Raw genomic sequence first — 24,061 nt, forward strand, 5'->3', positions numbered from 1 at the left:
GGTGAGGGCGGCGGTCCGGTGCCCCTGCCGCACGGAAGGGGCACCGGACCGCTCTCGGGACGGCGTGACCGGTCGGCCGGTCGCCGTCAGGCGCTCGCCTCGGTGAACCGGTACGCCTCACGGATCCGGGCGAGCGCGCCGGGGCTGATCTCGGTGGGCTTGCCGCGGCCTATGTTCTCGGCCACGGCGGAGTTGAACGCGCCGACGGCTCCCTTGACCTGGTCGAGCGTCATGCCGCGGCGCATCAGGTAGAAGACGCTCCACAGCTCGAAACCGGTCTGCGGCAGCCAGTGCGGTTCGCGGACCGTCGCGAAGAGGTCGTCCACGATGCCGATCGCGGTCTTCGCGTCCATCGTGTGGTGCGACCAGGTGAACATGGAGCCCTGGATGCCCAGTTCGTCGCGCCTCTCCCAGACCGGGGTGATGGGGTCGGCGTACCAGAGCTGCGCCCGGAAGAAGTCGGGCCGGGCCTCCTCCAGCAGGCTCCGCGTCTCGGCCACGGTCTCCTCGGTCTCGCCGGGGAAGCCGACGATGAGGTTGGCGTGGGTGACGATGCCGTTCTTCTTCAGGGCGGGGATGGCCGCGAGGTAGTCGGCACGCCGCGCGGTCTTGTTCATCGCCTCCAGGATGCGGTCCGAGCCGGACTCGATACCGAGGAAGACGCCCTCGCACCCGGCCTCCGCCATGAGGTCGATGACCTCCTGGTCGCCGTGGTCGCTGCGGTAGAAGCAGTTCCAGCGGAAGCCGTACTGCTTGTCGATCATCATGCGCAGGAGCTTCTTGAAGCGGCCCTTGGGCACGTTGAACGTGTCGTCGAGGAAGGTGAGGTTGGTGACCTCGCCGGACTCCTTGATCCGGTCCAGTTCCGCCTCCACCTGCTGGGGCGAGAGGTACACGTACTTGCCGGCGCGGGCGGGGAAGCCGCAGAAGGCGCAGGAGTACGGGCACGACTTGGCGGTCCGCAGCGAGACGAAGCTGCCGAGCGAGGAGGAGAACGCGCCGTAGTCGACGGGGTTCGCGTCGAGGGGATTCGATTCGAGTTCGGTGGCGTTGAAGACGAACTCGTCGCCGTCGCGGTGGATGACGTTGGGCACGTTGCCCGGGCGCCGGCCGTCGCGCAGTTCCGACAGGACGCGGGCGAGGGTGAGTTCGCCTTCGTTGCTGTCCACGTAGATGTCCGCGCCGATCATGGTGAAGAGGGCGTTGAGGTCCTTCTTCTCCAGCTGCTTGCGGTAGTTCTGGACGAAGGGGCCGCCGACGACGATGGTCGTCTCGGGGCACTGTTCGCGGACGGTCCTGACGACTTCCATGACGGGTCCGGCGGTGACGTAGAGCGTGGTCGTGACGGCCACCGTGAGGGGTTTGTCCTCCAGTTTCCGCCTGAGGTCCTCCTTCTCCTGCTGGAAGAGGTTGACGTAGTCGAAGGAGAAGCCGTGCCGGCTCAGGAAGGAGCCGAGGTAGGAGACCGCCGGCCAGAGCATCTCGAAGTTGTGGTAGCGCCTCCGGTCCCCGTAGGAGTCGGGGACGTTCAGGCGGTTGAAGACGTCCAGCGCGCGCATGGGCGTCCCGTCCCACTGCACGTAGCTCAGGGCGAGGTCGCGGAAGGCCCCGGACTCGACGCCCATGCGCTCCACCATCTGGACGTCGCTGGGGAAGTGCCCTTCGTTGTGCCCGATGATCAGGCAGTCCACCATGGTCGTCTCCTTAGTCCGCTGGTCGGTCGTCCCGAGTCGGTGCGATGGCGTGGTTCCAGGCGAGGCCGCTGTCGAGGACGTCGAGAACGGCCCGGTACCGCTCCCGCAGCCGCTCGGTCGACGGGGCGTCGATCCAGACGTCGCAGATCCGCCCCAGCGACCCGCTCCGCCAGTCGACGGGCCGGCCGCGCCTGGCGAGGACGTCCACCCCGAACACGCCCGGCAGGGCCCGCAGGCGCGCGGCGGGGGGCGTCGCCGCCAGCTCGGTGGCCTCCATGGGCGCCTGGACGTAGACGAGCATCGCCACCCGGCTCGGCGTGCCGAAGCCGGCCGGCAGCGGGGCGCCCAGGGCGAGGTCGACGGCGAGGCTGACCGGGTCGAGTCCGAGGGCGCGCGGGATCAGCCGGGACATGGTGCCGCCCAGGCGCCCGTTCACCTCGATGACCTGCGGGCCGTCGGGGGACATCTTGATCTCGGTGTGCACGAGGCCGGTGGTGATGCCGAGGGCGGCGATGGCCCGTTCGGCCAGGTCGGTGATGGCCGCCGCGGTCTTCTCCTCCGGGGGCACCGGGAAGACGAGGCCGCCCTCCCGGAACGGCGCCACCAGCGGCAGCCGCCCGCTCACCCCGAGGTGCCCGACCGCGCCCCCGGACACGGCGGACTCGACGGACACGTAGTCGGCGAGCCAGTCGGTGCCGTAGAGGTCGGCGCCCGGGATGTACGCCTCGCAGACGTAGGTCCGGCCGGTCGGCAGCTCGCGGAGCCGGGCGGGCAGGTCGCCCGCCGACGCCACGTACACCGTGTCCCGGCTGGCCACGCCCTCCTCCGGCTTGACGATCGCCGGGAAGGGGAATCCCGGCGGCAGGGTCACCGCCGCCGGATCGTCGAGCCGGAACGCGGCCGTGGGGACGTGGCCGACTCCGGCGGCGTTCAGCCGCTCGCGCTGCCGCAGCTTGCTGGTGAGCAGCCCGCAGGTCTCCTCGCCGTGGTGCGGGAGGCCGAAGGCGTCGGCGACGGCCGCGCCGATCCGCAGGGTCGGCTCGGCGAAGGTCACCACGCCGCGCGGGCCCAGCGGCGCGAGCGCGTCGATCACCCGTGCGGTGTCCCCGTCGTGCACCACCACCGGCGCCAGTTCCTCCAGCAGGGGGACGAGCGGGGTGGCCTGGGGGTCGTGGGCGTCCACGAGGAACACGAGGTCGGTCCGCCCCTCGCACGCCTCCGCTATCTGCACGGGGCTCGCGGGGCCGACGGTGTACGGCACTACGAGCATCGCTCCCCCTCCGTGCCGGCCGGCGCTTCCGGGGCCCCGCCGTGCCACGACCGCCAGAGCCGCGCGTAGGAGCCTTCGTTCGCGATCAGCTCGGCATGGGAGCCGAGCTCCACGACGCGGCCGTCGTCGATGACGGCGATGCGGTCGGCGTCGTACGCGGTGTGCAGGCGGTGCGCGATGGTGATCACGGTCCGGCCCTCCAGGAGGGCGTTCAGGGAGCGTTCCAGGTCGCGGGCCGAGGTGGGGTCGAGCAGGGAGGTCGCCTCGTCGAGGACGAGGACCTTCGGGTCGGCGACGACGAGGCGGGCGATGGCGAGCTGCTGGGACTGCGCCGGGGTGAGGCCGGTGCCGCCGGAGCCGATGACGGTGTCCAGTCCGTCCGGGAGCGCCTGGACCCACTCCTGCGCCTCGACCGCCTTCAGCGCCGCCCAGATCACCTCGTCCCCGGCGGTGTCCCCGTCCCTGACCGCGAGGGCCAGGTTCTCGCGGAGGGTGCCGCCGAGCACGTACTGCTCGTGGCTGACCAGCGCCACCTCGCTGCGCAGCTGCTCCAGCGGCAGCTCGACGAGGGGGGCGCCGCCGAGCCGGACGGAGCCCGTGGTGGGGCCGTGGATGCCGGCCATGAGACGGCCCAGGGTGGACTTTCCCGCGCCGGACGGTCCGACGATGGCGAGGCGTTCACCCGTGCGGACGGTGAGGTCGATGCCGTGCAGGACCTCGGGGCCTTCGCCGTCTCCGTAGCCGAAGGTGACCTTCTCGAGGACGAGGCCCTGGTCGGCGTCCACGGTGTGCTCGCGGACCCGGCGGTCCGGCGGGACCTCCGTCACACCGAGCAGCCGCTGGAGCGAGGTCGTGGCGGTCTGCATCTCGGTGAGCCAGTCCCGCGCCTGCGAGATGGGCTCCGACATCTGCTGGGTGTACAGCACGACGGCGGTGACGGCCGCGAGGCTCGCCCAGCCCTCGGTGTAGAAGTAGCCGCCGATCAGCAGGGCGGCGATCATCGGCAGCCGGTAGCCCATCTCGGCGGTCGGCAGGAAGACCGTCCGCAGCCGGAGGGTGCCGATGTCGGCGGCGTACGTGGCCCCCACCGAGGCGTCTCCGGCGGCGACGCGACGCCGGGCGAGGCCCAGGGCCTCGATGGTCGCCGCGCCGTCCGTGGAGGCGGCCAGTTCCTCGGTCATGCCGGCCGCGGCGGTCTTGTACGCGCGGTAGGCCTCGGTCGACCGGCTCAGGTACCAGCGGGTGACCAGGACGACCGGCGGCACGGCGACCAGGATGACGACGGTCAGCGCGGGCGAGACGGCGAGCATGCCGACGATGCTGAGGAGGAAGGTGAAGGCGGCCGTCAGGATCGCCGGGAGCGCGTACTGGGCGGTGCGCTGCATCTCGTCGACGCCGCGGGACGCCCGGGAGATGAGATCGCCGGCTCCGGCGTTCTCGGCCGTGGACAGCGGCAGTTTGAGGACCCGTTCGATGAACGTCTCGCGCATCTCGGCGAGGACGGCCTGGCTGAGGCGGCCGCCGAACACCGTGGCGCCGCGGATGAGCCACGACTGGAGCAGCACGAAGAACAGCAGGACGGCGACGACCCGGGTGACGTGTCCGGTGGTGGTGCCGCCGGACACGTCCTGGACGAGTTCGCCGAGGAGCCGGGGGCCGACGAGTCCCGCGGCCGCCGCGGCGGCGTTCAGTCCCAGCGCGCCCAGCAGCAGTCTCGGGTGGCGGCGCATGGTCTGCCAGCCGTACCGGCGGGCGGCGGCGGGGTCGGAGACGGGGAGGATCTTGGGGGGCACGGGGATCACGCCTCTCCGCGGTTCACGACGGCCGCATAGGCGGGGGACTCGGCGAGCAGCTCGCGGTGGCTGCCGGCGGCGGTGACGACGCCGTCCTCCACCACGCAGACCGAGTCGGCCTGGGCGAGCATCAGGGCGCTGGAGGTGAAGACCACCGTGGAGCGGTTCTCGCGGTGGCGGACGAGGCGTTCTCCGATGCGGGCCTCGGTGAGCGCGTCGACGGCGCTCGTCGGGTCGATCAGGATGAGGGTCTCGGGGTCGGCGGCCAGGGCCCGGGCCAGCCGGAGCCGCTGCTGCTGGCCGGTGGAGAGGTTCTTCGCCCCGTGCTGGAGCACGGTGTCCAGGCCGCCGTCCAGGCCCCGGACGATGTCCTCGGCGCCGGCCGCGTGGAGCGCCCGTTCCAGTTCGTCCCGGTCGATCTCCCGCCCGGCGGGGGCGAGTTCGGTGCTGAGCGGGCCGCCGAAGAGCGCGTCCTCGTTGCGTACGAGGACGACGCGGCGCCGCAGCCAGGGCAGCGGCAGCTCCGCCAGCGGTACGCCGCCGAGGGTCGGGGCTCCGGAGTCGGCGAACCGCGCGAGGCGGAGGGCGAGGCGCGCGGATTCGGCGGGGTCGGAGCAGACCACGCCGAGCACGCCCTCGCGGGGCACGGACAGCCGGGACGCGCCGTCGGCGAGCTGTGCCGCGGGCACCGCGGCGGCGGGTGGCACGCCGGCCGCCAGGTCGTCGCCGTCACCGTCGGCGGGCGGTGCGGCCGGGCCGAACTCGGGCTCCAGGCGGAGGAAGTCCGCGACCCGCCCGGAGGCGACGTAGGCGTTGGTCGTGGCGCTCGCCGCCGCGGCGATGATGGACAGGGGCAGGGTGAGGAAGGTGGCGTAGCCGTAGAAGGCGATCATGTCGCCGACGGAGATCTCCTGCTTGATCGCGAGGGTGGCCGCGAGCCAGGTCACGCCGACGGCGAAGACGCCGGGCGCGAGGACCTGCATGGCGTCGAACAGCGACTGGACGCGGGCCACGTGGACGCCCGCCTCGCGGAGGTTCTGGGACTGCTTCCGGTAGCGCCGCTCGAACGCCTTCTCGCCGCCGATGCCCCGGAGCACCCGCAGGCCTGCGGCGATGTCGACGGCGATGGAGGTGAGCTGCGACTGGAGGGTGCGGAAGCTGGACTGGCGCTGTTGCAGGCGTTTCGTCAGGAGGGCGGTGACGCCCATCAGGACGGGGGTGCCGATGAGGACGGTGAGGCCGAGCGGAACGGACGCGCTGAACATGAGCACGCCCACCACGATGATGGCGCCGGCCGCGCCCATGGTGACCGGGAGGTGCTGGAAGACTCCGCCGATCGAGCCGATGTCGGCGCTGCCGATGGTGACGACCTCGCCGTTGCGGACCACCTTCGGCAGGGTCGCCCCGAGCTTGGTCACGTGCCGGGTGACCACCTGGACCGTGCGGAACTCGGAGGCGTAGAGGTTGGCCATGGCGCTGCGGTGCCGTCCGATGCCCGAGGTCACGGTGAGGACGGTGAGCAGCAGCGCCAGGAGGCTCCAGCGGAGCAGGGCGTCGCTGTCCTTGGCGGCGATGCCCTCGCCGATGGCCCGGCCCAGCACGGCGGGCATCAGGGCGAGCGAGACCAGCCAGAGCACGCCCCAGACGGTGCCCAGGGCGACCGGCTGCCATTGTCGCCGGGCGAGCCACAGCAGGTAGCGGGCGGCCGAGCGGTGGTCGGGGACGCCGGGGTCGGGGACGGGGAATTTTTTCACGTCACTGTTCTTTCCGCAGGGTGCCTCGGTTCCGGACGGGTTCGTCCGGTCGCGTCAGGCCCCAGTCGAGCCAGGTGCCGAATTCGTCGAGAAGGTGCCGTACGGTCGTCCCGGACAGCACCGCGGTGTCGTACTCCCAGTAGGTGTGGAGCTGTTCGCCCACGCGCTTCACGTCGATGATCAGGTCGAGCTTCGCCTCCTGGCGGGGCATCAGGACGCGTCGGGCGGGGACGCCCCCGAAGTCGAGAGTGGTTCCGCCGTCGTTGTGGAGCGTGAGCATGATCTCGTACAACGAGCGTGTGCCGTCGGCGTGTTCGGCGGCGCGGGCGTTCATCACCTCTTCGACGTGGAACTCCGTGCGTCCGAGGGCGTCGGCGAAGCGGGCGTGGCTGTCCTGGAGGAGGGTGCCGAACGAGGCGTCGCCGTCGCCGGTGTCCGTCCGGAGCGGGAGCGTCTCCATGAAGAGTCCGATGGTGTCCCGGTAGGTGGCGTCGGCCCGGTTGGTGACCGGCACGCCGATGACCGTCTCGCGCCTGCGGCTCACGGTGGACAGGGCGAGGGCCAGGGCGGTGTGCACGGCGTTGAAGCGGGTGACGCCGCGGCGCCGGCAGGTGTCGTCGAGGCGGTCGAGGGTGTCCTTGCCGAGGGGGAACTCCAGGACGCCGGCCGGCTCGCCCGGGGCGGCCGGGCGGTCGGTCCTGGGCAGGCCGTGGGTGGCCGGGGCGCCCTTGAGCGTCTCGATCCACCAGCGGGTGTGGGCCCGGACGGTGTCGGCGTCGCCGGCGGCTCCGGCGGCGTACTGCTGGAAGGGCACCGCGCGGCCGGGTGACGGCGTCCGGCCGGCCGCGATCTCCGCGTACAGGCGGGTCAGGTCCTCCAGGAGGATCTTCTCGGACCAGTCGTCGAAGACGATGTGGTGCACGATGATCTGGAGGTCGACGGTGCCGTCCCGCACGTCGTGGACGAACGCTTTGCACAGCGGGTCGTGGAAGAGGTTCACGGCGCTGTCGCGGCGGGCCAGGATCCGCTGCCTCGACTCGTCGCCGTCGGCGCAGGGGACGATCACGACGCGGTCCCGGGCGGGGGTGGCGTCGCCGGGGGTGAGGACGGGAAGTCCGGCGCGCAGGGACACCCGGGACGTGAGGATCGGGTGCCGTTCCATGACCGCCAGCAGCGCGTCCCTGAGGTGGCCGGGGTCGACGCCCCGGTCGATGTGGAAGCACAGGGAGACGGCGTGGTCGGTGCCGGAGCCCAGTTTCTCCATGAAGTAGAACCGGCGCTGGGCGGCGGTGAGGGGGACCTCGCCGGGGGCGGCGCTCGGTGCGGGCGGCTCGGGCGCGTCGTGGGGGGCCGGGGCCGCCGCCGGGTCGGTGGCGAGGAGCGCGCACTGTTCGCCGAGGGTGGCGTGCCGGTAGAGCACGTCGAGGCCGATGTCGGTGTCGAACTCCTCGTTCATCCGCATCAGCAGCAGCGTCACCAGCAGCGAGTTGCCGCCGAGCGAGAAGAACGAGGCGTCGGTGGGCAGGTCGCCGGTGACGTCGAGGACCTTCCGCCAGATCGCCGTGAGCCGGGCCAGGGTCTCGTCGGCCGGTTCCGCGGTGTCGTCGCGCGGGGCGGGGGGCTCGCAGCCGGGGGCGGTGAGCCGGGCGAGGTCGACCTTTCCGTGGGCGGTCAGCGGCAGCTCGGGGAGCAGGGTGAGGGTGTCGGGCACCATGTACCGGGGCAGCAGCTGCCGGACGGCGTTGCGGAGTTCGGTCTCGTTCCCCCAGGTGCGGGAGTCCGGCGCCGCCGGCACGACGTAGGCGGAGAGCCGTGTGCCGTCCTCGGAGATCGCGCAGGCGCAGTCGAGGACCCCGTCGATGCCGCCGATCACCGCCTCGATCTCGGCCAGGCTGACCCGGAATCCACGGATCTTGATGTGGCCGTCGCCGCGCCCGTGGTAGCGGAACGTCTCGCCGACGAGCGATGCCTGGTCGCCGGTGTGGTAGCCGATCGCGCCGCCGGCCGCGGGCACGGGCCGGAAGACGGCGGCGGTCTGTTCGGCGTCCAGGTAGCCGCGGGCCAGCGCGGCGCCCATGATGACGAGTTCGCCGCGCTGGTACGGGACGCACAGCATGTCCCGGTGCGCCACGGCGATCGTCGTGTTGCAGATCGGGGTGCCGATGGGGACGGAGCCGGTGCGGACGTCCGGCTCGGTGATCTCCCGGACGACGCAGCCGACGGTGGCCTCGGTGGGGCCGTACTCGTTGAAGAACCGGCTCCGCCCGAACGCCCGGTACCAGGGCGCCGCGACGGCGGCCTTGAGGTCCTCGCCGCCGATGACGAAGACGTGCCGGGCGTCCGACGGCTGCCGGGTGACCCCGAGGTTCGACAGGGCCACGAGGTGGGAGGGCGTCAGTTTGAGGAGCAGCCGCTCGCCCTGGTCCTCGGTGAGCAGGTCGCGCAGTCCGCTGATCTCCCGGTCCGTCTCGACCACCCGTACGGTGAGGCCGGCGGCGAGGGCGAACAGGCTGGTGGTGACGGTGGCGTCGAACGAGTGGGGGCTGGACAGGACCGCGACCCGCGGGTCGCCTTCGAGGTAGGTGGCGGAGCAGTGCGCCAGGTAGTTCACCACCGATCCGTGGGTGACCGCGACGCCTTTGGGCTTCCCTGTGGAGCCGGAGGTGAAGATGACGTAGCACAGGTCGTCGTGCCGCAGTTCGGGCCGGGCGGCGGGAGCGCCGCTGCCGGCCCGCGGGATGTCCCGCCGGCGGAGCACCGTGACGTCGCGCGGGAGCTCCGGGACGTCGTCGTCCTCGACGACGGCGCAGACGACACGGTGCTCGCGCAGCAGGGCCGTCCGGTTCTTCCGCAGGTACTCCGAGTCCATGGGGACGTACGCGGCTCCCGCCTTGTTCACCGCGAGCGTCGTCAGCAGGAACTCGGCGGACCGCCGCAGGCACACGGCCACCAGGTCGCCCTCGCGTACCCCGTGGTCGCGCAGCAGGGCGGCCAGGGCGTCCGACCGTTCGTCCAGCGTGCGATAGTCGACGAAGTCGCCGGAGGCGCCGCGGACGGCGGGCCGCCGCGGCGCGGCGGCGGCCGAGCGGGCGAAGGCGTCGAGGTAGCTGGAGTCCGTCAGGGGGACGGTGGGGCCGCTCAGCAGGGCCAGGGACGCCTCGTCGCCGGCGCGGCCGGCGAAGTCGAGCCGGCCGAGCGGCACGTCCGGGTGGCCGACGGCGGTCTCGACGAAGGAGCCGAAGAACTCCGCCATCGCCTCCACGCGACGGGCCGAGAACAGGTGCTTCTTGTACTCCCAGTGGATCGTGAGGCGGTCGTCGATCACCTTGGAGTTGAACAGGAGGTCGAACTTGGAGTCGACCGCCGCCGCCTTGATCGGGCGTGCCTGGCAGTCGTGGAAGGGGAAGACGCTGCGCCCTTCCGGGTGGAGCGCGAGCACGATCTGGAGGATCGGGTTCATCCCGGCGACGCGCTCCGGGTTGATGTGCTCGACGAGGCGGTCGAAGGGCACGTGCCGGTGGGCGAACGCCTCCCGGTAGTAGGCCCATTCCGTCACGATCAGCGAGTCCAGCGTGCGCGTCCAGTCGATCCGGTGCCGGAACGGGACCGTGTTGACGTACATGCCCGTCGCCACGTTGTCGGCCTCGGTCTCCCGGCAGTCGTAGGGGGCGCCCACGACGAGGTCGTCCTCCCCGGACAGGAACGAGAAGAAGACGCCGACGACGGCGTTCAGCACGACGAACATCGTGGTGCGGTGGCGCCGGGCGAGGGCGGCGAGCGCGGCGGTGGCCTCCACGGACAGCACCGAGCTGAAGGAGGCGCCGTCGTGGACGGACTGGGGCGCGCGGTCGCCGTCCAGCGGCAGATTGTGCCGCAGGGGCGCGCCGTCGAGCTGCCGTGCCCAGAAGTCCAGGCTCTCCCGGCCCGGCCACTCGGTCCGGGCGAGGTAGCGGAAGAAGGTGGCGCCGTCGTCGCGCCAGCGCGGCTCGCGGCCCTCCAGGGCCGCCTCGTAGCACTCCTGGAGGTCCTCGACGAGGATCGCCTCGGCGGCGCCGTCGGTGATGATGTGGTGGATGCACAGCATCAGGTAGTGGGTGTCGGGCGACGCCGCGACGAGCGCCGCCTCGACGAGCGGGCCGGTCGCGAGGTCGAAAGGCCGGTTGATCCGTTCGATGAGCAGCCGTTCGGCGCGTTCGGGGGTCAGGCCGGGGATCTCCAGGTACGACAGGGTGAGGTCGGCGGCGTCGCGCAGCCGGATGAAGACGCTGTCGCCTTCCTCCTCGAAGTGGCTCCTGAGCACCTGATGGTGGGCGACGACCTGCTGGAACGCCGTCCGCAGCGCGCTCACGGAGAGCGGGCCGGTGAGTTCGAGCAGCAGGGTCGTGTTGTAGAGGGTGGACGGTCCGGAGGACTTCGCGATCGTCCAGAAGCGCTGTTGCAGCGGTGAGATCGCCCGCTTCGCCAGGCCGAGGGGGTCGCCGGCCGCGCCCTCGGGGCCGGTCCGGTCGCGGCCGGCGGTCACGAGTGCGGCGAAGTCCTTCAGGCGCGGCCGGTCGAAGACGGACTTGGCGCGCAGTTCCAGACCGAAGGCGCGGTTGACGGCGTGGGCGTAGCGGGCGGCGAGGAGGGAGTGTCCGCCGACGGCGAAGAAGTCGCTCTCGCGGTCGATCCGCTCGCCGTTCGCGAGGAGGTCCCGGAGGATCCGGGCCAGGGCGGTCTCGGTGTCGCCCACGAGTTCCCCGAGGCCGCCGGCCGCCTCCTGGCGGGCCGCCAGTGCGCGCAGCGCCTGGCGGTCGAGCTTTCCGGTCCTGCCGAGGGGGAAGGCCGGCACCAGGACGAGCCGGTCGGGGCGCAGGTGCGGCGGAAGCAGGGTGGCGGCGGTCTCGGCGACCCGGTCCAGCAGGGTGCCCGCGGGCCGCCCGGCCGTCGGCGTGGTGCTGAGGGGCCGGGTGCGGTCGGCGTGGGAGTCGCCGAGGGCCGTACTGTCGGCGTACCGGGCGTGGTCGGACCGGAAGACGACGACGTCGAGACGGCTGACGTAGCCGTGCTCGTCACGGGCGTAGTGGGCGCTGGTGCGCAGTCCGTGGGCGTCGGCGGCGCGCCGCAGCCGGGCGAGGGCGTCCTGCGGAGGGTGCGGCGCGGCCGGGCGTGGTGCGGCCGGACCGGCGGTCACGTTCGCCCGTGCGGCCCGCAGGGCGTCACAGTGTGCGGCGGTACGCGGGTGGGGGACGCCCCGGACGACGGCGGTGCCGGTCTCGCCGGCGGCGAGGGAGCGCCAGAGGTCGTCGGTCACGGCGAGGTCCCCGTCCCGCACCTCGACCGGGCCACCGGAGCCGATGTGGTGCAGCCGGTCGGGGTCCTTGCTCAGGATGACGTCGTACCGGAAGTCGAACAGCTCGTTCGCGACCGGGCCGGTGCGCGGGAGGACGCTGACGCCGGTCACGTCGTCGCGCCGGGCGGCGAACCGCGTCCAGTACGTGTCGGAGATGAGGAGCTCGGTGACCTGCGCGGACTGCGCGTCCGCCAGCTGGAGCCGTTCCAGGTCCGACCGTGTCTCGCCGTCCGGGGTCCGGGCGTCCACGAGGGAGAGACTGAGTTCGTCGAGCAGGTCGTGGTGGCGGACGTCGCCGACGAAGACGTGGCGGACGCAGTCGAGGGCGAGGACCTTGTCCAGCACCTCTTCCAGGTAGTCCAGGCCGGGGAAGTACTGCACCACCGAGTTGATGACGACGGTGTCGACGCCCGCCTCGCGGATGCGGGCCGCGTGGCGGTCGATGTCGATCGCGTCGCAGGTGAAGAACGACAGGGGCCCGGTGCTGATCCGCGCGGCGTTCCGTTCGTTCATGGCGATGATCTGCGAGGAGAAGTCGCAGGCCAGGTAGGAGTCCACGCGGCGGCTGAGCGGGTAGGCGATGATGCCGAGTCCGCAGCCGATCTCCAGGACGCTCTTCGGCCGGACGGTGGCGATGCGGTCGAGGGTGCCGGCGAGCCAGGAGCGCATCTCCGCTTCCGGGATGGGCTCGCCGGTGTAGGAGCTGATCCAGCCGGAGGCGTTGAACTCGACGTTCCCGCTGACCCGTTCGGCGTACGCGAAGTCGTAGACCTCCCGCCACTGTTCGACCACGGCGTCGGCGTCCACCGGGGCCGGCGCGTCCTGGTGGGCGGGGCCGTCGGGTCCTGGACTGTCGGGTTCCGAGCCGTCGGGTCCCGGGCCGTCGGACTTCCGGACGAAGGCGACCACGCGCGGGGCGCCGTGGGCGTCCTCGTCGACGAGGACCTCGGCGCGTCCGACGCCGGGCGTCGACTCCAGGGCGGCCCGGATCTCGCCGAGTTCGACGCGATGGCCGCGGATCTTCACCTGCTCGTCCTGCCGGCCGAGGAAGACCACCTGGCCGTCGTTGCGCAGACGGACCCGGTCGCCGGTCCGGTAGCCGCGTCCGGTGTCCGTGGCGAAGAACGCGGACGGCCCGTCCTGGGATGCGCCGAGGTAGCCGGCGGCGACCTGCGGACCGCGGATCACCAGCTCGCCCGCCGCCCCGAAGGGCACCGGGGCGCCGTCGGGGGTCTCGATCGTGAACGTGACGCCGGGCAGGGGCCGCCCGATGGGGAGCGCCGCGGCGGCCGCCGGGTCGGTCACGTCGGCGACGAACACGCCGACCGTCGTCTCGGACGGCCCGTAGTGGTTGTGGACGGCGACCGACGGCGGGACGTCCCGCAGGGCGCGGACGACCGCCGGGGACGCCGCCTCTCCCCCGAGCACGAGGGTCCGTTTCGGCAGGAGGGCGGTGAGGGGGTGCGTGTCGAGGAGGGCGGCCAGGTGGCTGGGCGTGATCTTCAGGACGTCCGTGTCGTTCCGGCGCAGGAAGGCGCTCAGGGCGGCGCCGTCGAGGATGTCGTCCCGGGTGGCGACGTCGAGCCGGCCGCCGGTGGCGAGGGCTCCGAACAGGACCGTGTTGCCGAAGTCGGTGGCCACACTGGACTGCCAGCAGTACCGGTACCCGGGCCGCAGGTCCAGCCTGCCGGTGACGCCGCCGAGGTAGACGGCGAGGTTGCGGTAGGTGACCCGTACGCCCTTGGGCCGGCCGGTCGAGCCGGACGTGAACACGTGGTAGAGGTCGCAGTCCGGGGACAGCGGGCCCCGCGGGCCGGGACCGTCCGACGTGAGGGTCCGTACGTCGACGGCCTCCAGGCCACCGGCCGCGTCGAGCGGGCCGTGCCCGCCCGCCGTGAGGAGGCAGCGGGGTGCGGCGGCGGTGAGGACCGCGGCGCGGCGGGCCGCGGTGTCGTGCGGGTCGAGGGCGACGTACGTCCCGCCGGCGGCCATGATGCCGACGATCGTCTCGACCAGCTCGACGGACCGGTCCATGTCGAGCGCGAACACGGCCTGCGGACCGTACCGTTCGGTCAGGGCGCCGCCGATCTCCGTGGCGCGGCGCAGCAGTTCGCCGTAGGTGGTGCGCCGGTCGCCGTCGCTGACCGCCACCCGGTCGGGGTCGGCGGCGGCGGTCGCGGCGATCCGCGCGAGGACGTCGATCTCGTCGGCGGAGGCCGCCGGGACGAGGTCGGGGGCGTCGGTGACGGCGGCGTCCTGGGGGGTCCGCCGGGCGAGGGCGGTCCGCAGGTCCGCGACGGGGGTGTCGGCGTCGGCGGCGACGGTCCGGAGGATCTCCGTGAACCAGCCGGCCCACCGCTCGACGGTCGCCCGGTCGAAGAGGCCGGCGTCGTAGACCCACCGCAGTTCCCTGCCGCCGTCGCCGTCGTCGTGGACGAAGACCTCCAGGTCGTAGCGGCTGCGCTCCTGCACGTCCGGCAGCGCGTCGATCCGCGTGCCGGCCAGGGCCGGCCCGCCGGTGGCGACGTTCTGGAGGGCGAGGACGATCTGGAAGACGGGGGACGTGTCGTTGCGCCCGTCGGTGACGGCCGCGACGACCCGTTCGAACGGCACCTGCTGGAAGGCGTACCCGAACTCGATCTCGGCCTTCTTGGCGGCGAGGACGCCGGCGAAGGTGTCGTCGTCGTGGACCTCGCCGCGCACCGAGATCATGTTGACGAAGAAGCCGACGGTCTCCTGGATGCCGGGCAGTTCGCGGTTGGCGATGGGGCTGCCGATGACGGTCTCCGGCCGGCCGCTGACGATCGCCGCCAGGATCGCGAGGACGGCGTGCAGGCCGGCGAACTCGTGGGCGCCGGCGGCCACGCAGCGCTTGGTGAACGCCTCGTACGCGTCACCGTCGACGCGCCGCGTGTGGATGCCTGCGACCTGCCTGCGCGCGTCCGGGGCCCCGCCGTCGACCGGCAGGGCGTGGGTCAGGGGCGCGCCGTCCAGGCGGTCCCGCCAATGGTCCACCAGCGTGTCGAGGACGTCGCCGGTGAGGGTGCGGCGCTGCCACCGGGCGTACGCGGCGTACGGCGTCCCGGGGGTCCGGTGCGCGGCGTCCGGCGTGTCGTAGAAGCGGCTCAGCTGCCGCCACAGGACCGGCATCGACCAGCCGTCGCAGACGATGTGATGGAAGTTCAGGACGACGTAGCACTCGTCGCCGGGCGCGACGATCAGCCGGCACCGTACCGGGATCTCGGCGCTGAGATCGAACGGGTGCGCCGCCTCGGCGAGCTGGGCCGCCCGGGCCTTCTCCAGGGCCTCTTCGGGGGTCGCCGCCTCCTCGCGGTCGATGCGCAGCTCCGTGTCGAGGACGACCTGGCCGACCGTGTCGCCCGTCATCCGGTACACGGTGCGCAGGATCTCGTTCTCCCGGACCAGGCGCCGCAGGGCTCCGCCGAGCCGGTCGAGGTCGACGGCGCCCCGGACGCGGAACGCCTCGACGGAGTTGTACTCCTCGGAGCGCTCCGCGATGTCGTCGAGGACCCAGAGGCGCTCCTGCTGGTAGCTCAGCGGTGCCGGTCCGCCGGTGTCGGCGGCGTCCAGCTCGCCACCGGCCTGTGCCAGCAGGTGTGCGACGATCTCGGCCTTGTGCCGTCGTACGAAGGCGGCTTCCCCGTCGGAGAGTTCACCGGTGCCGACGGACTTGAGCGCGCCCTGCTCCAGGTAGAAGCGCACGCCGCGGCGACCCAGCTCCCGCACGAAGGACAGCGGGTCTCCGGCTGCCGCTGCTTCCCCCTGAGATACCACTGCGATCTCCTAACTCTCTGGTCATGCGGCGACGCTCGGCCGCGGTGGCGGCGGTCGCCGCATCCGTGGCGACGGGCGGTGAGGCTCGCGCGAGGGCAGCGTTGCGAGGACTCCGGTGCGTGGGTGGCGGGAGCCGGGACGGCCGGGTGCCGGACGGGCACGCCGGCGCGCGGGTTCCCCGCGGACCGGGGTGCCGGTGGCGAGCGGGCGTCCGGCTCCCGGCGTGGGCGGCGGTCAGGTCGTGGTCGGGGTGTCCCGGGCCGGGGACGTGCCCGCCGCGCCCGCCTCGTGCAGCAGGGGCCGATCGCGGTGGAGGAAGCCGACGATGGCGGGCACCGGGCTGACGATCCGCGGCTGTCCGTCGAGGCGGTCGCGGTGGCGGGAGGAGACGGCGGGCATCTGGGACCAGTGGGAACCCGGGCTGAGGTGGTGTTCCTGGTGGTATCCGTCGTTGAAGGTGAGGAGGTTGTAGAGGCGGCTGTAGTGGCTGACCGAGTCCGCCGCGCGGTCCTCCGGGTTGGCGCCGTAGTGCCGGTAGTAGTTCTGCACGTTGACCAGCGCCAGCGCCGCGAAGTACGCCGGCAGGTAGCACAGGAGCGTCCACTCCCACGACAGCGTCGCGAACACGACCAGGGACAGGCAATGGGCGGCGCGGTCGGCCTGGATCTGCCGCAGCTCGCGCGTTCTTCGCGGTTCGCGGCGCGAGGCCAGCGACAGCAGCTGCTCCTCGTTCCGGCCGACGCTCCACAGGCGGGTCACCGCGGCCACGTCCTTCGCGCGGCCGGCGAACGAGTCGACGGCGCCGCCGAGGGCATAGGCCGCGAGCGGCTGGTGCTGCCCGTTCTTCCCCTTGCGGTAGGTGGACGACGTGTCCCGGGTGGCGCCGTCGGGGCCCGGGCGGTCGTTGTTGAAGCGGTGGTGGTTGCGGACGTGCGTCAGCTGGTACGCCTGGACGGACTGTCCGATGTTGACAGAATTGACGAGGGATATCACGGCGTTCAGCCGATTGCTCACGAACCACGGGACATGGGTGAACAAATGAGAGATGACGATGATGTTGTAGGTCATCATCGCGGTGAGCAGGGCTCCTCCGGCCACTCTGGCCGACAGCCCGTTCGTGTTCCAGGTGAGCGCCAGGCCGAGCGTCACGCCGAACTGTCCCAGGCTCAGTGCGACGAGGATCGAGTCCTTGGGGGTGTTCTTCCAGATCTTCACTGATTCCCCTCGTTGCGAATGGCCGCACCCCCGGTCACCGCCGTCGGATCGCAACGGGGGGTGGGGGTTCGGATCGTTCGTCCACGGTTTCCAGGTTCGGCACCCGTACGCATGCGGGTCGCGTTCGCCGAGGCGGGTCCCGACCCTAGACCTTGGTGATCGATACCTCAAGAACACGTCTGTCAACTTCTTCGGCGGCAGGCCCGAGTTGGATCGATGGCGAGTGAAAAGGGCAAGACGTGTGCGCTATTGACACGGCAACTTGACCTTGGTGAAGTACTGCACGTTGTGCGCCGGGCCGTGATCACCGAAGTCGTCCCGCACATGCGCATCGGAAGCCCGGCACAAAGGTGTCGAAACGACCGCTGTCCGTCTGGATGATCCGACCTGCCGAGGAAGGCAATCATGTTGGAGCCCGAGGACCTGTGCTTCGCCGTGCGGAATCATGAGGACCAGTACTCGCTCTGGCCCGCGAGCCGCGAAGTCCCGGCCGGCTGGGAAACCGTCTGCGGTCCGGCGCCGCGTTCCGTCTGTCTGGACCTGATCGCCGAGCGGTGGACGGACCTGCGGCCGGCGAGCCTGCGCACCTTCATGGACGCGGGCGCCTGAAAAGGCCCTGGAAGGCAGCGATTCCCCGATTTTCCTCCCGCCAGCCCCCCACAAATGGAGCGTCGCCATGCGTGAATCAGAGGTCTCGGCCGAGCCGGAGTGCCCCGTCAGCTCCTACAACGAGTGGGATCCGCTGGAGGAGGTGATCGTCGGCATCGTCGACGGGGCGCACTTCCCGCCGTGGCACGTCGCGGTCGGCGCCCCGCTGTCGCCCGAGCAGCGGGCCGTGTTCCGGGAGCGGGCCGGGCAGCCGTTCCCCGCCGACCAGGTCGCCGCCGCGCGCGACGAACTCGACCAGCTGGTCGACATCCTGGAGGGCCGGGGGGTCAAGGTCCGGCGGCCCGACGTGCGCGACCACAGCCGCGCCTACGGGGCGCCCGGCTGGTCGAGCACCGGCCTGTACGACGCGATGCCCCGGGACCTCCTGCTCGTCGTCGGACAGGACGTCATCGAGGCCCCGATGGCCTGGCGGTCGCGCGCGCACGCGACGTCGGCCTACCGGACGCTCCTCAAGGAGTACTTCCAGCAGGGTGCCCGCTGGACCTCCCCTCCGAAGCCCGAACTGCCCGACGAGCTGTACGTGGCCGACTGGACCGACCAGCCGGAGGGCGAACCGTTCCGCTCGGTGATCACCGAGTACGAGCCGACCTTCGACGCGGCCGACTTCATCCGCTGCGGCCGGGACATCTTCGCGCAGCGCAGCCACGTCACCAACGCCCTGGGCATCGAGTGGGTCCGCCGGCACCTCGGCGACGACTACCGGGTCCACGAGCTGCGGCTGGCCGACGACCATCCCATGCACATCGACGCCAGCCTGATGCCGCTGGCCGAGGGCAAGCTGCTGATCCATCCGGAGCGGGTGCCGGAGGTGCCCGACATCTTCAAGGACTGGGAGGTCCGGTCCGCGCCGGCGCCGGTGATCCCGGACGGGCATCCGCTGTACATGACCAGCAAGTGGATCAACATGAACGTGCTGATGATCGACGAGGAGACGATGATCGTCGAGGCGCAGGACGAACCGATGCGCCGGCTGGCCGAGGGCTGGGGGATGGAGGCCGTCCCCTGCCCGTTCCGCAACTTCAACAGCTTCGGCGGCTCCTTCCACTGCGCGACCACCGACATCCGCCGGCGCGGCAGCCTCCGCTCCTACTTCTGACGTCCCCCACCCGTACACCGGATTCGGAGCGAGGAGCCTGATGCCCGGTCCCTGTATTCATCACCTCTTCGAGGCCCAGGCCGCGCGCACCCCGGACGCGGTGGCGGCCGCCTGGGACGGCGGCACCTTCACGTACCGCGAACTGGACCGGCACGCCGACCGGTTCGCGCAGCGGCTGGCCGCCGAGGGCATCGGTCCCGAGCGCCTGGTCGGTGTCGTCATGGAGCCGTCACCGCGGCTGCTCGTCACGATGCTGGGCATCTGGAAGGCCGGCGGCGTGTACGTACCGGTCGATCCGTCGCTGCCGCGTGACGTCGCCGAGGCGATGCTCACCGAAGCGGGGGCGGTCCTGGTCGTCCGGGACGCGCGGCTCCCCGTGGCCCCCGGGGGCGTGCCCGTGTGGGAGGCGGACGGGATCGACCTGTCCGACCGTCCCGCGACCGCGCCGCGGCCGGCCCTGCACCCCTCCAACCTCGCGTACTGCGTGTTCACTTCCGGTTCCACCGGCAAACCCAAGCGGGTCGCCGTCCAGCACGACAGCTTCGTCAACCACGCGCGGTCGCTCCGGGCCGAGCTGCGCCTGGAGGCGACCGACCGACTCCTCCAGTCGACGGCGATCGCCTTCGACGCCGCCCTGGAGGAGATCTGGCCGGCGTGGGTGGCCGGCGGCACCGTCGTGATGCCCGGCAAACGCCAGTTCACCAGCGTCGAGTTCACCGATCTCGTCGAGCGGCTGGCCGTGACGATGGTGAGCCTGCCCAGCGCCTACTGGCACCAGTGGGTCGACGACCTGACCAGCGGTCTCGTCCGGCTTCCCGCCTGCCTGCGCGTCGTGTTCATCGGCGGCGACAAGATCCACGTGGAGAAGCTCGCCGCCTGGTACCGGGTCCCCGGCGCCGAGAAGATCGACTGGGTCTCCGACTACGGTCCCACCGAGACCTCCATCAGCGTGGCGCTCCACCGCCCGGACGGCGAGGTCACCGACCCCGGCCCCGACGCGTACGCGCTGGTCCCCATCGGGCGCGCCTTCGCGAGCGCCGCCCTCTACGTCCTCGACGACGGCCTGCGGCCGGTGCCGGACGACGAGCCGGGCGATCTGTGGGTCGGCGGGCCGCCCGTCTCGCGCGGCTACCACGCCAACCCGGTCGCCACCGCCGAACGGTACCTGCCCGACCCGCAGGGCCCGCCCGGCTCCCGCATGTACCGCACCGGCGACCGCGCCAGCCGCCGGCCGGACGGGACGCTGCTCTTCCTGGGCCGCTCGGACCGGCAGGTCAAGGTGCGCGGCCACCGGGTGGAGCCCGGCCAGGTGGAGAGCGCCGTCCTGCACTGCGCCGGCGTCAGGGACGCCGTCGTCATCGCGGTCGACGACCCGCCGTTCGGCTCCCGGCTCGTCGCGTACGTCGAGGCCGAGCCCGGCGTGCACGAGGCGGCGATCCGCGCCGACGCCGCCGGCCGGCTGCCCGAGGCCATGGTGCCCCAGACCTTCGTGCTCCTGGACCGCATTCCGCGTTCGCCGCTCAACGGCAAGGTGGCCCGCTCCCGGCTGCCCGCCACCGCACCCCCGCGCGCGGGGCGCCCCGCCCGCGCCGACGATCCGGCCGCGCCGGGGACGTCGACCCTCGAACGGGTCCTGGCCGGCCTCGCCGGAGACGTGCTCGACGGCCCGCCCGTCGGCCGCGACGAGAACTTCTTCGCCGCCGGTGGTGACTCCCTGCGCGGCCTGCGGCTGCTCAGCCAGGTCACCGAGGTGACGGGCGTGGCCCTCACCTTCGCCCAGCTGCGCGAGGCCCCGACGGTGGCGGGCCTCGCCGCCGTGGTGCGGCGGGAGCACGGGCGTACCGCGGCCGGTGCCGCCGTGGTGCCCACCGGCGGGCACGGCGACCGGCCCCCCGCCTCGCGCGGGCAGCGGGCCCTGTGGTTCGTGGACCAGGTGCACCGCGGCTCCCCCACGTACGCGATCCCGGTCTGCTACCGGATCGGCGGCCCGCTCGACCTCGACCGCCTCGACGCCGCACTGACCGGCGTCGTCGCCCGGCACGAGGCGCTGCGCACGGTGCTGGAGCACCGGGACGGCGGGCTCCGGCAGCGGATCCTGCCGCCGGGCCCGGTGCACACCGCGCTGACCGTCGCCGCCGACGCCGACGAGGCCGTCCGGCTCGCGCGGCGGGAGGCCGGCCGGCCGTTCGACCTGGCCACCGGACCGCTGCTGCGGTCGGCGTGCTTCCGGGTGGGCGCCGAGGAGCACCTGTGGCTCCTCGACGTGCATCACGCGGTCTTCGACGCCTGGTCGCTCGCCGTGTTCTGGCGGGAGTTCGGCGCCCTCTACTCCGGCCGGCCCCTGCCGGAGCCGGGCGTCCAGTACGCCGACTACACGGCCTGGCAGGAACTCTGGCTGCGCGGTCCGGAAGCGGAGCGGCAGCGGGCGTACTGGCGGGACCGGTTCGCCGGCGAGCTGCCGGCCCCCGATCCGTTCCCCGCACCGGCGTCCGGCGGACGGGCCGGCACCGACGGGTTCGCTCTGGAGCTGCCCCGTACCGCCGTGGACCCGGCGGCGGTGCGGGACGTCGCCGGCCGGTGCGGCACGACGGACTTCGCGGTGCTCCTGGCGGCCTTCTTCGCGACGCTGCGGCGGACGAGCGGCGTCGGGGAGACGGTGGTCGGCGTGCCGATGGCCTGCCGGAACCGGCCCGGCACGGAGGAACTGATCGGCTACCTCGTCAACACGGTGCCGCTGCGGATGCGCTTCACCGAGGGCATGACCTTCCGCGAGCTGATCGCCCGGACGGACGAGGCGCTGGCGGGGGCGCTGACCCACCAGGAGCTGCCGTTCTCCGAGCTGGTGGAAGGCCTGCGGCGGTCCGGCGGAGTCGGCGAGAACCCGCTGTTCCAGGCGATCTTCGCGCTGCAGTCCACCCCGCTGGACGGTTTCGGGGACATCGAGGGTCTCGACATCGCCGAACAGTTCGTCCACCCGGGGACCGCGAGGGTCGCGCTCACCTGGACGGTGCGGCAGGACGCCACCGGGTTCGCGGGCGAGATCGAGTACGCGTCCGACCGCTTCGACCGGGGCTCCGCGCGGCAGTGGCAGGACGTGCTGCTGGCCCTGCTCGCCGCAGGCCTGGCCGACCCGGACACGCCGGTGGACGGGATGCCGGTACGGCTCCCCTGAGAGCGTTCCGGGAGCGGTACGCCGACGGGCCGGCCGGTCCGCGACACCGCGAGGGCCGCCCGCCGCGCCGCGAGCGCGGCGGGCGGCTTTCCGGTGGTTCAGCCCTGCGAGCGGGTCTCCCGTACGCGTGCGGTGACGGCCGCCGCGAGGTCGGCCAGGACCGGGTGGCGCAGGACCAGCGCGGCGTCGACGCCGGTGGCGTGGGCCTGCCGCAGCCCTTCCGCGATCCGCCGGGCGGCGGCCGGTCCGCCGCCGGCCGCGTAGAAGTTGGCGTCGGGCGCCGCAGGCGCGCCGAGGTGCTGCTCCCACAGCTTCGCGACGGTGTCGAGGACCGCGCCCTCCTCTCCCGTCCCGTCGTCGTCCGGTGCGCGCAGGGCCCGGTGGTCGGTCTTGCCGCTGCTGGTCGTCGGGATCTCGGGCACCTGGTGGATGCGGGTGGGCACCATGTACGCGGGGAGGCGGCCGGACAGCCCACGACGCAGCGCGGGGGCGTCGCAGGGGGGATCGCTGACGTACGCGGCGAGGTGCGGGCCAAGGACGCGGTGGGTGTCGACGCGGACCGCGACGCGGCCGTGACCGACGAGGTCGGCGAGCGCGGTCTCGACCTCGTCCAGCTCGACCCGGTTGCCGCGGATCTTCACCTGCCGGTCCAGCCGTCCGGCGTGCACCAGCAGGCCGTCGGCGCGGCGCCGGACCAGGTCCCCGGTGGCGTACCGCGTCCCGCCGTCGGGGAAGCGCTCGGCGGTCAGGTCGGGGCGTCCGAAGTACCCCAGGGCGACACCGGGGCCCCCGATCACGAGCTCGCCGGCGACGAGTTCGCCGGCGTCCGGCCGGGTGTCGGACAGCGGCCGGATCTCCAGCTCCGCGTCGTTGACCGCGGTCCCGATGGGCAGGTCGGGCTCCGGGTCGTCGGGGTCCAGCGGCAGACAGGCGTGCGCGGTCGCGTAGATGGTGGTCTCGGTCGGCCCGTACAGGTTCCACACCTGCCGCAGGTGCGTGACGCGCGCGACGAGCGAGCGGCGCAGGCGCTCTCCGGCGAGCAACAGGACGGTGGAGGCCGGTACGTCCAGCCCGGCGTCGAGCAGGTGCCCCAGGACCGTGGGGGTGGTCTGTGTGAAGACCTGGCGGCCGGGGGCGTCGAGGAGTGGTCCCACCTGGTTGGCGAGGATCTGCACATCGGTGACGACGACCAGTTCGCCGCCGACGGACCAGGGGGCGAACATGTCGAACACGGAGATGTCGAAGGCGAAGGAGGACATCGCCACGAAGACGGAGTCCTCGCCCATGCCGATCAGCGAAGCCACCGAGGTCACCAGGCCGGCCGCGGAGGCCGATCGCACCTCGACGCCCTTGGGCGTCCCGGTGGAGCCGGAGGTGAACATGACGTAGGCCGCGCCCGGTTCCGGGCGGGGGCGCGGGGCGGCGGGAGCTTCGTCGCCGGGTCCGGCGGGGGTCAGCACGGCCCCCGTGGTCAGGTCGAGTCGCGGGACCTCGTCCGGTGTCTCCCGCGCCGTGTCGACCGCGAGCAGCAGCCGTACCCGCGCGTCCCGCAGGACGGCGGCCCGGCGCTCGGCGGGCCAGTCGGGGTCGACCGGTACGTAGGCGGCGCCGCTCCACAGAACGGCGAGGATCGCCACCGGACCGCCCGCCCGGCGCGCGGCCATGACACCCACCCGGTCGCCGGGGGCCACCCCGGCGGCGGCGATCCGGCCGGCCAGCGCGGAGGCCGCCCGTGCGACCTCCGCGTAGGTCCAGCATCCGTCCGCGTCCCGGACCGCGGCCCGGTCGGGCGCGCGGCGGGCGGACGCCAGGAAGAGCCGCGCGAGCCCGTCGGGCCGGTCGGGGGTCATGACGCCTCCGGATCCTGTCAGCGGTCGACCCCGGTCGCGGTGGGGGTTTGGGTGTCCGTCCCGGCCGCGCCGAGGGAATTCCAGTGCGCGGTGAAGTCGACGACGGTGGGGTGTTCCAGCACCGTGACGACGTCCGTCTCGATTCCCAGTTTCTGGTTGAGCCGGCCGACGAGTTCTATCAGCAGCAGGGAATGTCCGCCGAGATCGTAGAAGTTGGCGTCGACGTCCACTTCGGGTAGTGCGAGGACTTCCGCCCAGATTTCGGAGACTTGCTGTTCCCGCACAGGCATGGTTGGAGCCCTCCCCGCGTATCCCCACGACCGGAACTGCCAGTTAGGATGATCTCGACGAGCCTACGATCACCACTCCGTGCCGCGCAAGACGGTGTTCCGCAGCGGCAGTTGAGGGCGCGGAATTCCCA

At 72.6% G+C, this 24,061-nt stretch carries 11 protein-coding genes; 3 read left to right on the forward strand and 8 right to left on the reverse strand.

Annotation, left to right across the window (positions count from 1 at the left end; translation table 11 throughout):
- Positions 1-86: 86 nt before the first annotated feature.
- The 6 genes from ACFY60_RS19995 to ACFY60_RS20020 form a co-directional block, all read right to left on the reverse strand.
- On the reverse strand, positions 87-1,694 hold the full coding sequence (locus tag ACFY60_RS19995; protein WP_388612082.1) for a PhpK family radical SAM P-methyltransferase: 1,608 nt from the start codon (positions 1,692-1,694) through the stop codon (positions 87-89).
- A 10-nt stretch (positions 1,695-1,704) separates the two neighbouring features.
- Positions 1,705-2,964, reverse strand: a complete 1,260-nt coding sequence (locus tag ACFY60_RS20000; protein WP_388612083.1) for an acetyl-CoA carboxylase biotin carboxylase subunit family protein — start codon at positions 2,962-2,964, stop codon at positions 1,705-1,707.
- On the reverse strand, positions 2,955-4,757 hold the full coding sequence (locus ACFY60_RS20005; RefSeq protein ID WP_388612084.1) for an ABC transporter ATP-binding protein: 1,803 nt from the start codon (positions 4,755-4,757) through the stop codon (positions 2,955-2,957). The genes ACFY60_RS20000 and ACFY60_RS20005 overlap by 10 nt, the downstream gene beginning before the upstream one ends.
- Positions 4,758-4,762: 5 nt before the next feature.
- Entirely contained in the window at positions 4,763-6,511 is a 1,749-nt protein-coding gene (locus ACFY60_RS20010; RefSeq protein WP_388612085.1) for an ABC transporter transmembrane domain-containing protein, read from the reverse strand.
- Position 6,512: 1 nt separating this feature from the next.
- Complete coding sequence (locus ACFY60_RS20015) at positions 6,513-15,638, reverse strand: amino acid adenylation domain-containing protein (RefSeq protein ID WP_388612086.1); 9,126 nt, start codon at positions 15,636-15,638, stop codon at positions 6,513-6,515.
- A 234-nt stretch (positions 15,639-15,872) separates the two neighbouring features.
- A complete protein-coding gene (locus ACFY60_RS20020; protein ID WP_388612087.1) occupies positions 15,873-16,853 on the reverse strand; it encodes a fatty acid desaturase family protein in 981 nt (326 codons plus the stop codon).
- Positions 16,854-17,258: 405 nt separating this feature from the next.
- On the opposite strand from ACFY60_RS20020, the gene ACFY60_RS20025 reads away from it, so the two are divergent.
- From ACFY60_RS20025 to ACFY60_RS20035, 3 genes are all read left to right on the forward strand, one after another.
- Entirely contained in the window at positions 17,259-17,462 is a 204-nt protein-coding gene (locus ACFY60_RS20025; protein WP_388612088.1) for an MbtH family protein, read from the forward strand.
- A 67-nt stretch (positions 17,463-17,529) separates the two neighbouring features.
- Positions 17,530-18,618, forward strand: coding sequence for an amidinotransferase (locus ACFY60_RS20030; protein WP_388612089.1), 1,089 nt, complete (start codon positions 17,530-17,532; stop codon positions 18,616-18,618).
- A gap of 40 nt (positions 18,619-18,658) precedes the next feature.
- Positions 18,659-21,790: an amino acid adenylation domain-containing protein gene (locus ACFY60_RS20035; protein ID WP_388612090.1), complete on the forward strand. Its 3,132-nt coding sequence runs from the start codon at positions 18,659-18,661 to the stop codon at positions 21,788-21,790.
- Between the two features lie 98 nt (positions 21,791-21,888).
- On the opposite strand, the gene ACFY60_RS20040 is transcribed toward ACFY60_RS20035, so the two are convergent.
- Entirely contained in the window at positions 21,889-23,640 is a 1,752-nt protein-coding gene (locus tag ACFY60_RS20040) for an amino acid adenylation domain-containing protein (RefSeq protein WP_388612091.1), read from the reverse strand.
- A 17-nt stretch (positions 23,641-23,657) separates the two neighbouring features.
- On the reverse strand, positions 23,658-23,930 hold the full coding sequence (locus ACFY60_RS20045) for a phosphopantetheine-binding protein (protein ID WP_388612092.1): 273 nt from the start codon (positions 23,928-23,930) through the stop codon (positions 23,658-23,660).
- Positions 23,931-24,061: the final 131 nt, after the last annotated feature.

The organism is Streptomyces sp. NPDC012827 (genome assembly GCF_042900905.1).
GTDB classification, from domain to species: Bacteria; Actinomycetota; Actinomycetes; order Streptomycetales; family Streptomycetaceae; genus Streptomyces; species Streptomyces gulbargensis.

Bases quoted from the DNA above. Each gene is read 5' to 3' on its own strand.
- ACFY60_RS20040 (WP_388612091.1), bottom strand. From the start codon at position 23,640: ATGACCCCCGACCGGCCCGACGGGCTCGCGCGGCTCTTCCTGGCGTCC.
- ACFY60_RS20035 (WP_388612090.1), top strand. From the start codon at position 18,659: ATGCCCGGTCCCTGTATTCATCACCTCTTCGAGGCCCAGGCCGCGCGC.
- ACFY60_RS20025 (WP_388612088.1), top strand. From the start codon at position 17,259: ATGTTGGAGCCCGAGGACCTGTGCTTCGCCGTGCGGAATCATGAGGAC.
- ACFY60_RS20000 (WP_388612083.1), bottom strand. From the start codon at position 2,964: ATGCTCGTAGTGCCGTACACCGTCGGCCCCGCGAGCCCCGTGCAGATA.
- ACFY60_RS19995 (WP_388612082.1), bottom strand. From the start codon at position 1,694: ATGGTGGACTGCCTGATCATCGGGCACAACGAAGGGCACTTCCCCAGC.
- ACFY60_RS20030 (WP_388612089.1), top strand. From the start codon at position 17,530: ATGCGTGAATCAGAGGTCTCGGCCGAGCCGGAGTGCCCCGTCAGCTCC.
- ACFY60_RS20045 (WP_388612092.1), bottom strand. From the start codon at position 23,930: ATGCCTGTGCGGGAACAGCAAGTCTCCGAAATCTGGGCGGAAGTCCTC.